General features: G+C 70.9%; 8 protein-coding genes. All 8 read right to left on the bottom strand.

Features of this window, described 5'->3' with window-relative positions:
- Positions 1 to 35: 35 nt before the first annotated feature.
- From GWI24_RS35840 to GWI24_RS35805, 8 genes are read right to left on the bottom strand one after another with little or no spacing between them, the layout of a single operon-like run.
- Positions 36 to 872 (bottom strand): Asp/Glu racemase, encoded by an 837-nt coding sequence (locus tag GWI24_RS35840; RefSeq protein WP_281791090.1) that lies wholly within the window; start codon positions 870 to 872, stop codon positions 36 to 38.
- A 36-nt stretch (positions 873 to 908) separates the two neighbouring features.
- Entirely contained in the window at positions 909 to 1,760 is an 852-nt protein-coding gene (locus tag GWI24_RS35835; protein WP_210950212.1) for an alpha/beta fold hydrolase, read from the bottom strand.
- Positions 1,757 to 2,464, bottom strand: coding sequence for an isochorismatase family protein (locus GWI24_RS35830; RefSeq protein WP_210950211.1), 708 nt, complete (start codon positions 2,462 to 2,464; stop codon positions 1,757 to 1,759). The genes GWI24_RS35835 and GWI24_RS35830 overlap by 4 nt, the downstream gene beginning before the upstream one ends.
- Positions 2,461 to 3,102 (bottom strand): SRPBCC family protein, encoded by a 642-nt coding sequence (locus GWI24_RS35825; RefSeq protein WP_210950210.1) that lies wholly within the window; start codon positions 3,100 to 3,102, stop codon positions 2,461 to 2,463. The genes GWI24_RS35830 and GWI24_RS35825 overlap by 4 nt, the downstream gene beginning before the upstream one ends.
- Positions 3,093 to 3,632 (bottom strand): (2Fe-2S)-binding protein, encoded by a 540-nt coding sequence (locus tag GWI24_RS35820; RefSeq protein WP_210950209.1) that lies wholly within the window; start codon positions 3,630 to 3,632, stop codon positions 3,093 to 3,095. The genes GWI24_RS35825 and GWI24_RS35820 overlap by 10 nt, the downstream gene beginning before the upstream one ends.
- On the bottom strand, positions 3,629 to 6,001 hold the full coding sequence (locus tag GWI24_RS35815) for a xanthine dehydrogenase family protein molybdopterin-binding subunit (RefSeq protein ID WP_210950208.1): 2,373 nt from the start codon (positions 5,999 to 6,001) through the stop codon (positions 3,629 to 3,631). The genes GWI24_RS35820 and GWI24_RS35815 overlap by 4 nt, the downstream gene beginning before the upstream one ends.
- Positions 5,998 to 6,846, bottom strand: coding sequence for a xanthine dehydrogenase family protein subunit M (locus GWI24_RS35810; RefSeq protein WP_210950207.1), 849 nt, complete (start codon positions 6,844 to 6,846; stop codon positions 5,998 to 6,000). Before GWI24_RS35810 ends, GWI24_RS35815 begins: the two co-directional genes overlap by 4 nt.
- 58 nt (positions 6,847 to 6,904) lie before the next feature.
- Positions 6,905 to 8,308, bottom strand: coding sequence for an MFS transporter (locus tag GWI24_RS35805; RefSeq protein WP_210950206.1), 1,404 nt, complete (start codon positions 8,306 to 8,308; stop codon positions 6,905 to 6,907).
- Between the last annotated feature and the right edge of the window lie 46 nt (positions 8,309 to 8,354).

Raw genomic sequence — 8,354 nt, 5'->3', positions numbered from 1 at the left:
GACGCCGGTGACACCCTTCGGCCCCGGCCGCGACCTCACCGACCGGTACCGAGGTGGATCGGTCCCGTACCGCTCGAGTTCCGACCGGCCATCGTTCCGGCACCGCTCCCGGCAGGGCCGGAGACCTGGCCGCCGAGCAGGCTCCCGGCGCCGGGCACGACGGGCGGCAGCCCGAGCTCCGTCAGGATGCGGAACGCGGTGGAGGTGGCCGCCGACAGCACGGGCAGCCCCGCCTCGTCCTCGACGGGCTGGATCGACGCCAGCGACGGCATCTGCACACAGGCCGACAGCACCAGCGCGTCGGCCCTGCCCAGGTTCAGGCGGCGCCAGTGGTCACGTAGACCGGCGGGGTCCAGACGGGCCACCGCCAGGTTGTCCGGAACTTCGAGACTGAGCGCGTCGACCACCTCGATCCCGGCGTCCTCGATGTAGTCGACCACCTTGGCGGTGAGCTCCTTCATATACGGCGTGATGATCGCGACCCGGCGGGCGCCGAGCGCCTCGACGCCGCTGAGCAGGGCGCCGGCGCTGGAGACCACGGGCGCCTGGGAGCCCTCGGCCCGCAGCGCGGAGGTGATGTCGGCCTCCGCCACACAGTGGTGACCCGGCCCCTGCGCCATGATGGCGACCAGGCAGGCGGTGGCGACGACGTCGGGCCGCGCGTCGGCCAGTTCGAGGGCGGCCCGCTCGGTCTGCGCGTTCATATTGCGCAGCTCGTCCGGGGTGACGTGCTTCATCCGCATCCGGCTGGTGTGGAAGACGAAACGGTCGTCGGGCGCGATGGGCTCCCGCGCGTTGAGCATCCGGGGAAGCTCGGTCTCCATCGTCAGGTTGGAGCTGGGCACGATCAGCCCGATGTGATGGTCTGCCATGGGGTTGGTCCTCCGAAACGGGGCAGCGGGCACCGGTCAGGCGGCCGGGGAGAGGATGGTCCGCAGCGCGTCGCGGAGCGTCGCGATGGCGATTGCCGGGGCGTCCCAGAAGATCATGTGGCCGGCGCCGGGGATCTTGTGCAGCGGTGCCGGTGGATTGCTCTCGGCGGCCTCCCGCGCCCCTTCCGCCGTCACGACGGGACTGTCGGCCCCGTAGAGCAGGTGGGCCGGTCCGGGCACCCGGGGCCACCAGTCGAAGAAGTCCTCGTGTTCGAAGCCGTGGTGCGTGGCCACGATGGCCTCCTCGGCGCAACTGGACAGCCAGCGGGCCCGCAGTTCCTGTTCCCGCCGCGGCCAGGTGGGCCAGGAGGCGGCCACCTCGTCGGCGTCCGTTCCACGCCGGGCTTCGGAGAGTTGCCGCAGGAACACCTCCCTGGTGGTGGGGTAGGGGCCGCGATCCGGGCCGCTCATCGGCGGATCGGCCAGCACGGTGCCGCGCAGGGGCACCTTGGCACGCACCGCGACGGCCGCCGCGATCCGCGCGCCCATGGAGTGACCGAGGAGGAGCGGACGGTCGAGGCCGAGATGGGTGATGAGGGCTTCGGTGTCCTCGGCGTACTCCGCCAGCCCGTAGCCGTCGCCCTCGTCCGAAAGACCCCGGCCGCGTACGTCCAGCACCACCGGCCTGACCAGGTCGGTCAGTTCGCGTGCCACGAAGTCCATGGTGACCGCGGGACTGGTGATACCGGGCAGGACGACCAGCGGCGGCAGGCCGCCGCCGTAGTCGAGGGCGTGCAGCCGTACCTCTCCGGAGCGCGCCCACCGGCTCGTGGCCGGCACCTCGGCCAGATCGGCGAGCGCGCTCTGCAGGACCGAACGCCGTGTCATGTGCTGTCTCCTCGTCGGTGGGAACGCCGGGCCGCGTCAGGAGCCGCCGGGGTGGGAACGGAGGTGATGTAGCCGACGGCGTCCTCGAGGGTGACGACGTCGCCGTACTTGGCCTGGATGTCGAAGAGCGCCGCGTCCGCCGGTCCCTCGGCCCGGTCGCCCACGCAGGCACGGGGCACCAGCACCGGGAAGCCGGACTGGACGGCGTCGACCACGGTGGCCCGCACACAGCCGCTCGTGGTGGCCCCGCACACCACGACGGTGTCGCGGCCCAGACCGGTCAGGATGGCGGCGAGACTCGTGCCGAAGAAGGCGGAGGCGCCCTTCTTCACCACCAGCTGATCGTGTCCCGGCCGCATGGGCAGCCGCGGGTCGATGGCCACGGCATCACTGCCCTCGACCAAGGCGCGCATGCCGGGAGCCTTGCGCAGCCAGGCGACCGCGTCACCGGACGCCTCGGCCTCGGTGTAGGCGATCGCGGTGAAGATCACCGGCACATCCACCGGCCGGGCCGCCTCGATCAGGCGTGTGGTGGCGGCCACGACTTCGGAGAGGTCGGCACCCGAGGGATACGAGTCCTCGGTGAAACCCCGGGTCAGGTCCACCACGACGATCGCCGGACGGCTGCCGCGCCGCACCGCGGCACCGAAGCCGGCCCGCCGGTAGGTGTGGTTGGTGGCGACGCCGTACAGTCCGCCGCTCATCGGCGCCTCCCCAGCAGCCAGCCCTGAGAGAGCCCGAACAGGAACGCGGCCGCGACCGGTCCGTACTTCTTCAGCAGCGGGCCCGCGATCAGCACCATTCCGTTGAGCTCACCGGGCGCCTCGGCGGGTGCGCCGGCCGCGGGAGCGGAGGCGGCGGGCGCCGCGCCGGAGGCGGGGGGCGCTTCCGCGCCGTCCTGCTGAAGGAGAAGGTTGCCGAGGTTCTCGGCGAACTGCTGGAGAATCCTGTCGGACACGGCCCCGATGGCTCCCTTGCCGAACTGGGCGATCTTGCCCCGGATCACCAGGTCGGTGGAGAGGTTCAGCTGGGCGCCGTGCTCAGCCGGGACGACCTCCAGGGAGACCTCGGCCTCGGCGTCGCCGCTGCCGTGGGTGTCGGCGCCACTGGCGTGGACACGCAGCCTCCGCTTCTCGGCGTCGACCTCCAGGAAGCGCACGGTGCCGGCATAGGCGGCCGAGATCGGGCCCACCTTGATCTTGACCGCGCCACGCCAGGCATCGCCGTCACGGCCTTCGAGAGCGGCGCCGGGCATACAGGACGCCACTCTTTGGACGTCGCCGAGCAGGGCGAAAACCGCGTCGGGCTCGGCTTTGACGGAAACGGTATTGATCAGTTGCATGAGTCCTCCTCGGCGCCCGTGGCCCGCTGGGAGCGCCGGGCGGTCGCGCAGGCGTCGATCGCCTCGACGATGGTCTGGTAGCCGGTGCACCGGCACAGGTTCGCGGCGACGACCTCCCGGATGTCCTCCTTGGTCGCCTCCGGCCGCTCCGCGAGGAAGCCCTGGGCCAGCATCAAGAAGCCGGGGGTGCAAAAGCCGCACTGCAGGCCGTGGTGGGCGGTGAAGGCCCGCTGGAGATCGCTGAGCTCGCCGGTGCCGGAGTCGGCGAGGGATTCGACGGTGGTGATCCGCGCTCCCTCCGCCTGGGCGGCGAACATCAGACAGGCCCGGACCGGGAGCCCCTCGACGAGCACGGTGCAGGCGCCGCAGATCCCGTGCTCGCAGCCGACGTGGGTGCCCGTCAGCCGCAGATCGTGGCGGAGCACGTCCACCAGGGTGCGGCGCGGCGCCGTGATCACCTCGTAGGACGTGCCGTTGACGTCGAGCGTGATGAGCTGGACGTCGTCGCCCAGGCCGGTGGTGTCGTTCATGGTGTCTGCTCCGGTGTGCGGGGGGTCAGAGCACGGTGGACCGTCTCCGGTGTGATGGGCGTGTTGTCCAGTTCGACGCCGGTGGGCCGCAGTGCGTCGTTGACGGCGTTGAGTACGGCGGCGGGGGCCCCGATGGTGCCGCCCTCACCGGCGCCCTTGGCTCCCGTCGCGGTGAAGGCGCACGGGGTCTCCAGGTGGTGGATCACCACCTCCGGGATCTCATGGGCGGTGGGCACCTTGTAGTCCATGAAGCTGGTGGCCGACGGCTCGCCCTGGGCGTCGTAGGTGATCTGCTCGAAGAGCGCCCCCGAGATGCCCTGCGCGATGCCGCCCCGGCACTGCCCCTCCACCACCTGCGGATTGACGGCGACACCGCAGTCCTCGACGCAGAAGTAGGCGAGGATTTCCACCTGCCCGGTGGCCTCGTGCAGTTCCACCACCACCCCGTGGGTGGCATTGGAGAAGGTGCCGTCGTTGTGGACGTCGAAGACGGCGGTGGCGGTGAGGCCCGGGTCGATGTCCTTGGGCAGCAGATGCGACTTGAGATAGGCGGTGTCGGCCAGGCGCTCGTAGGTGAGTGCGACATCCGGGTCGTCGCGCCGGCGGACCCGGCCCCGGTCCAGTTCGGTCTCCTCCGGGGGGATGCCCCACTCGGCGGCGGCGATGGCGCGGAGCTTGTCGCCGAGCTTGCCCGCCGCCAGCCGTACGGCACTGCCGCCGACCGCGATCGAGCGGCTGGCGAAGGTGCCCCAGCCGTAGGTGATGCGGTCGGTGTCGCCCTGGTGAAGTTTGACCTTGGCGATGTCGAGGCCGAGCGTATCGGCGACGATCTGCGCCATGGTCGTCTCATGGCTCTGCCCGTGGCTGATGGTGCCGGTGGTGGCGGTGACCGCGCCGCTGGTGTCCATGCGGACCTCGGCGAGGTCGAACCCGGGCACGACCTCCATCTTGCGCTGGGCGAAGGCGGCGGAGCCGTAGCCGGTGCGCTCGCTGAAGCAGCTGTAGCCGATCCCGATGTGCCGGCCCTCGGCCGTGGCCGCGGCCTGCCGGTCGTACCAGCCCGCCTCGTGCAGTGCCCGCTCGCACAGGTCGAGGGATTCCAGATATGAGCCGGGGTCGTAGGTGATGTTGTTGACGCCGGTGTACGGGAAGTCGGTGATGACATTGCGGCGCCGGATCTCCACCGGGTCCAGGCGCAGTTCGCGGGCGGCGCGTTCCATGAGCCGCTCGACGGCCATGACGTACTGCGGGCGGCTCACGCCCCGGTAGGGGGCGGTGGGCGCCTTGTTGGTGGTGATCGCCCGGCCGCGCACCCGATAGGCGGGGACCTTGTAGACGCCGGGCATCTCGGCGGATGCCATCAGCGGCTCGATACCGGCCGTGAACGGATAGCAGGAGTAGGCGCCCATGTCGCACACCACGTCCGCGTCGAGGCCGAGGATCCGGCCGTCGGCGTCGAAGGCGGCGCGCGCGGTGTAGTGCTGTTCCCGGGCGAGGAACGAGGCGGACAGGGCGTCCTTGCGGTCCTCGATCCACTTGACGGGCCGGCCGAGCCGCAGCGCGGCCGCCGCGGTGGCGATCTCCTCCCGGCCGACCACGCACTTGAGGCCGAAGCCGCCACCCATGTCCGGGACGATCACTCGCACCGCGCGCTCGTCCAGTCGCAGGCAGCGGGAGGCCACGGTCCGCACCTGATGGGGAGTCTGGGTGCAGGTGTGCAGGACGAGCTGCTCCTCCCGGGCGTCCCACTGCGCCACCGCGCCACGCGTCTCCAGCGGCAGGGCGTTCTGGCGGCCGGTTCGCACATCGACGTGGACCACGCAGGGAGCCTGGTCGAAGATCTCGTCGATGCCCTCGGTGGCGAACAGGCCGACGTCGACCAGGGTGTTCCCGGCCGCCTCCGCGTGCACCCGCGGAGCGTCGGGGGCGAGGGCCTGCTCCTCGCAGGTGATGGGCGGGAGGGGCGCGTACGTCACCTTGGCGGCCTCCAGGCCGTCCTCGGCGAGGTAGGGGTCGCGGGCGACGACCACGGCGACGGGCTCGCCGACATAGCGGACCCGGTCGCGGGCGAGGACGGGCATGGCGGTCGGCACGAACTCCGAGAGCGGGCGGCCGAGCTGGGCGGTGATATCACCCAGCTCCAAGTCGGCGGCGGTGAACGCGGCGACGACACCCGGGACCTGACGCACCCGCGTCAGATCGATCTCGGTGATCGTCCCATGAGCGACCGTGCTGCGGACGAACTGCGCGTGCAGCATGCCGGGCAGCTCGATGTCGTCGACGAAACGGCCACGTCCGGACAGCAGCCGGGGATCCTCGCGGCGCGCCACCGACCTGCCGACCAGCCGGTCGTCCTTGGCGGACGTCATCGTGACATCGCCTCCTCACAGGCTCGCTCGATCAGATTGCGGATGAGGTGCTTGCGGTAGTCGTCGCTGCCGTGTTCGTCACTCGGCGGATCCACGGCGGAGGCCGCCGCCTCCGCGCAGTCCCGGAACGAGCCGCCGGCCGCCAGCACGGCCTCCGCCTCGGGCACGCGTACCGGCATCGCGGCGACACCGCCCAGAGCCACCCGGCCGCCGAGGATGTCCTCGCCCTCGGTTGCCAGATCGACCGCGGCGGAGACGATGGCGAAGTCCCCGCGACGCTCGGCGAACTCGGTGAGCGCCGCGTGCGGCGCGGGGCGGGGGAAGACGATCTCCACAAGGATCTCGTCGGGGTCCAGGGCGGTGGTGTAGTAACCGAAGAAGAACTCACCGGCCGGGATACGCCGCCGCCCGCGCGGGCCGTGGGCCACGAACTCGGCGTCGAGCAGCACGGCCAGCAGGCACCACTCGGCGGTCGAGTCGGCGTGCGCGATACTGCCGCCGACGGTGCCGCGGGTCCGGATCGGCAGATGGCCGATCCATCGCATGGCATCGCGGATGACCTCGAAACCCGCCCCGAGCCGGTCCACGGGCGCGGTCTCCACCGTGTGATGGGTGGTGAGCGCCCCGATGTGCAGACCGCCGTCGGCCTCGACTCCGAGATGGTCGAGTTCGCGCAGGCCGGCGATGTCGACCAGGTGCCCCGGGCGGGCCAGCCGGAAGTTCATCATCGCGACCAGACTCTGGCCGCCGGCGATGACCTTGGCCTCGTCGGACAGTTCGGCCAGGAGTGCCGTGGCGCCCTCGACGTCGCGCGCTCGGTGGTACTGGAAGGGAGCGGGCTTCATGTTTCTCCTGTCGTTTTCGAAGGCCGACCCGGGCAGTCCGGTCGGGGCGGGCTGCCCTTCAGCGCACCGGCTGACCGACGGCCGGCTCCGGGGACGCCTGGGCGGGCACCGCGGTCGGGTCGTCCTCGTCGAGGTCGCGTCCCTTTGTCTCGGGCGCCGCGAACGCCGTCCAGACGACGGCCCCCAGGACGGCCACGGCCAGTACGCCGAACGTCAGCGGCAACCCCAGCAGCGGCCACATCACCGAGCCGAAGAGCATCGGGGCGAAGCCGGTGAGCGCCCGGCTGAACGAGGACGCCCAGCCGAAGCCGCTGGCCCGCAGCGTTGTCGGGTACAACTCGGAGACGTAGGCGTACATGGCGGGGATGGTCAGCTGCATCAGGAAGCCGAAGACGCCGATGGCCACGACGGAACCCGTCTCCATGCGCATCACCAGCGCGAACACCACCAGTGCGAGCGAGGCGATCGGGGCCGAGACCCCTATGAGCCACTTCCGGCCGACCGCGTCCACCAGCACCGTGGAGGTCAGGACGCCGACGATGCCGACCGCGCTCATCAGCGTGGTGCTCATGAAGGCGGCCGTGTCGCCGAGGCCCTCCTCCTTGAGAATGGACGGCAGCCAGCTCAGGGCCGCGTAGTACACCAGCATGACGGTGGCGAAGAGCAGCCAGGCGGCGGAGGTGATGCGCGGGCTGAACTTCCAGACCGCACGCAGCTGTTCGAGCGCGGCGCGGGGGCCGTTCTTCCCGGCCTCGGGCACCGGTGCGGGAATGACGTACGGCTCGACGGGCGCACCCGTGCGGGCGACCAGATCGTCGATGACGGCCCGTGCCTCGGCTTCCCTGCCCTTCTTGCTGAGGTAGACGGGCGACTCCGGCACACCCCTTCGCACCCAGAACAGCAGCAGCGCCGGAACGCTCATCACGCTGAGCATCCACCGCCAGTTGCCTTCGAGGGACAGCATGGCCGTCGAGACCAGGCCGCACAGGGTCACGCCGATCGGCCACCAGGCGTCCAGCGCGGTCAGTACGCGTCCGCGGTACTTCGTCGGGGAGAACTCCGCCACCAGGGCGTAGTCGACGGGAATACAACCGCCCAGTCCGACACCCGCGATGAAGCGCAGGGCGAGGAAGATCGCGTAGTTCGGGGCCAGGGCACCGGCCACCGAGAACAGCGCGAAGATCAGCAAGGTGACGCTGAAGGCCTTCTTGCGTCCGATGCGGTCGGCGATCGCGCCCCAGGTCACCGCGCCCACGGCCATGCCCACCAGATTGGCGGTGGCCACCAGGCCTCGCTGGGAGAGGGAGAGGTGGAAGTGGTCGCCCAACAGCGGCATCAGAAAGCCGTTGAGGGCGATGTCATAGGCGTCGAAGAGGTAGCCGAGGCCGCCGATGATGAAAATTCTGCCCTGGACCCCCCATCTCCATGGGAGGTCCTGGACTATCTGGTCGCCTGTTTTCACTGTCGCTCCACGGGGTGTTCGGGGATGTGCCCGCGCGGGGCGACAC

This window comes from Streptomyces sp. MK37H, from assembly GCF_018035285.1.
Taxonomy (GTDB): domain Bacteria; phylum Actinomycetota; class Actinomycetes; order Streptomycetales; family Streptomycetaceae; genus Streptomyces; species Streptomyces endocoffeicus.
This window is presented reverse-complemented; position numbering and strand designations above follow the sequence as displayed.